Below are 2,787 nucleotides of genomic sequence, written 5' to 3' on the forward strand. Positions count from 1 at the left end.
TTGCCTGCAGTGACATTGCAGTTTTTGTCTTTCAGTGAACTCTTTGGTGGGGCAGTACTTGTGGAACAGGTATTTTCCTATCCTGGTGTTGGGCAAACGGCTGTAGCCGCAGGTCTCAGCAGTGATGTCCCATTATTTTTAGGAATTGTAATATTCAGTGCAATATTCGTATTTATTGGAAACTTGCTTGCAGATTTATCATATTACTTAATTGACCCAAGAATCAAGGAGAGTGAGTTCAATGATTAAAAAAAGGCAGAGTGATGATAAAAGGCAATGGTTTTTATATCCCGCAAATCTTAGAACTAAAACTTTAGTAATCATTGCACTTTCTGCAATAGTTATCCTATCTGTTTTTATTTCAGGTTATTTTATCAAAGATATTCCGACAAGCTTTGTCAATGCAAATCAGATGCCCTCTTTGGAACATCTCTTCGGAACTGATTGGATGGGAAGAGACATGTTTCAACGTACAATTGCAGGGCTTGGCTTGAGTATAATGGTTGGTTTTATTGCATCTGTAATGGTTGGTTTTATTGCATCTGTAGTAAGTACTTTTATTTCTATTGTTCTTGGATTATTTTCCAGTTTCAATAGATTCGCAGATGAAACCGTTGCTGGAATCATAGACCTATTTGGTTCAATTCCACATATTCTTTTGATTATACTTATTTCAATAATGTTTGGTGGAGGTATAATAGGTGTTGTCATGGGTGTCGGTTTAACTCATTGGACTCCTCTTGCAAGGGTTTTAAGATCTGAAGTTAAAGAGATTAGAACTAAAGAATATATTCATCTAGCGGAAAATCTGGGTAAATCTAAAGTGTGGATTGCTACCAAACATATATTCCCATTAATAGTTTCACAGATTATTGTTGGAGTTATATTGATGTTTCCGCATGCAATCATGCATGAAGCTGCAATCACATTCCTGGGATTCGGTTTGCCTCCTCATGAACCTGCTATTGGTGTAATTTTAGCAGAATCAATGAATTACTTGTCTTCTGGATATTGGTGGTTGGCCTTTTATCCGGGTATGTCATTGTTAATTATAGTGTTATTGTTTGATTTAATTGGGGAAAATGTAGAAAAATTGCTCAATCCTGAAACTGCACAGGAATAAGTGATTTTTTTATTCTCTTTTTTTTAAGTGATATTATGGAATTTGTTATTAAGGAAATTGACAACGACGGCACTGAAATAGAAGATGTCAAATCTTTTTTATATGACCAGATTAAAAAGGAATATGGCATTGGTCCCGACATGAGATTTCATTATGATATAGAGGGTATTGAAGAATATTACATCAATCCTTCATGCAATAGCTTTTTCATTGCATATGATGGTGATAAGATTGTTGCAACTGCAGGAATCAGAGCCTATGACAAGGACTATGAATATTTTAGGGGAATGTACTCTAAAGAGGATACTGCCAGTATCTGGAGGCTGATGGTTGATGAAAATTACAGAAGGTATGGTCTGGCCCGTAAACTTGTAGGCAAAATTGAATCGTTTTCCAAGCTTGAAGGATACAGCAAAATCTATTTGCATACTCACAGGTATCTTGATGCTGCTTTGCCTTTCTGGAAATCTTTGGGTTATAAAATAGTTCTGGAAGAAGATGACTATGATGAAACAACCCATATGGAAAAATGTTTAAGTTAAGTAGTATTATTTTTTAAAAAAGTATTACTTTAAATATTAATTTTTTCCAGTTTAATTCAATATTTCTTGTTTAATTTTGTTTATATTTCTTAAAAATTGATTTTATATCATTAATTTCTTAATTAATTTTCTAATAACTCTTTTTTTTAATTTTTAAGTATTTTTTTAAAATAACAAAGTATTATTTCAATAATAATTTTTTCTAAGAATGCTCCATTTCATTTAAAACTTGGAATTATTTTTAATTTTTTGAAATCATAGTTAAATAACTCTTTTTCATGAAAATGGATGATATTTATTGAAAAAATAATTTAATAAAATTTATATGCTTATTACTTTTTACATTAAATTGATTACTAAGTAAAAGTAATTGATAATTGAAATCAATTCATAAATACTCTACTCTTGTCTGATTTTAATTATCTCTTTTTCATTTCAATGGTTGATGGGAATGATTTGAAAGCAACAAATAATCTTCTAAAAAAAGGATAGTTCCTATAATTCCGTAGAAATGAATCTCCTCAATTTCTAAAACTGGAGGTACTAAAAAAGTAATACTGCCGTATTTAAATAGCTATTGGCCATAGCTATTTATTTTCCTCCTTCTTTTTCCCAAAGTTTATTTTACAGAATATTCAATATATGAGTGATGAAGCGAACAGCATTAAAAATTGGATATATCGGAACTAATTTTCATGGTTTTCAAAGACAACCTGATTTAAGGACTGTCGAAGAGGAACTGATTTATCATCTGCGCAAACTGGACTATATTGACGATTTAAAAAAATCCAGATTTAGGATTGCAGGCAGAACCGATGCGGGTGTCCACAGTCTAGGCAATGTAATCAGTTTTCAATCAGAAAAGGACGTAAGGGTAAATGAAATTAATAATTCCCTGCCTGATGATATTCAAATTTTAGCTAGCGCTCCTGTCAGATACGCTTTTAAGCCAAGGTATGCTCAAATGAGGCAGTATAGGTATATGCTGTTTCAGGATTTGGATATTGACAAACTTAGGGAATGTGCTGAAATTTTTAAAGGAACCCATAATTTCACTAATTTCACCAAACGTTTTCAAAAGACAACCACAAGAACAATTGATGACATTAAGGTCACCAAAGT

The 2,787-nt window shown here is 32.1% G+C and carries 4 protein-coding genes; all 4 read left to right on the forward strand.

The genetic code is table 11. The features are described from left to right. Window positions 1-249 (forward strand): ABC transporter permease subunit (locus QZV12_RS13475; protein ID WP_295622680.1); only part of this gene is annotated, 249 nt, incomplete at its 5' end. Continuing rightward, entirely contained in the window at window positions 242-1,123 is an 882-nt protein-coding gene (locus tag QZV12_RS13480; RefSeq protein WP_295622682.1) for an ABC transporter permease, read from the forward strand. The genes QZV12_RS13475 and QZV12_RS13480, both read left to right, overlap by 8 nt. A 35-nt stretch (window positions 1,124-1,158) precedes the next feature. After that, on the forward strand, window positions 1,159-1,665 hold the full coding sequence (locus QZV12_RS13485) for a GNAT family N-acetyltransferase (RefSeq protein WP_292880473.1): 507 nt from the start codon (window positions 1,159-1,161) through the stop codon (window positions 1,663-1,665). Window positions 1,666-2,314: 649 nt separating this feature from the next. After that, a partial coding sequence (gene truA, locus QZV12_RS13490) for a tRNA pseudouridine(38-40) synthase TruA (RefSeq protein ID WP_295622684.1) occupies window positions 2,315-2,787 on the forward strand: 473 nt, incomplete at its 3' end.

This window comes from uncultured Methanobrevibacter sp. (genome assembly GCF_902769175.1).
Classification (GTDB): Archaea; Methanobacteriota; Methanobacteria; order Methanobacteriales; family Methanobacteriaceae; genus Methanobrevibacter.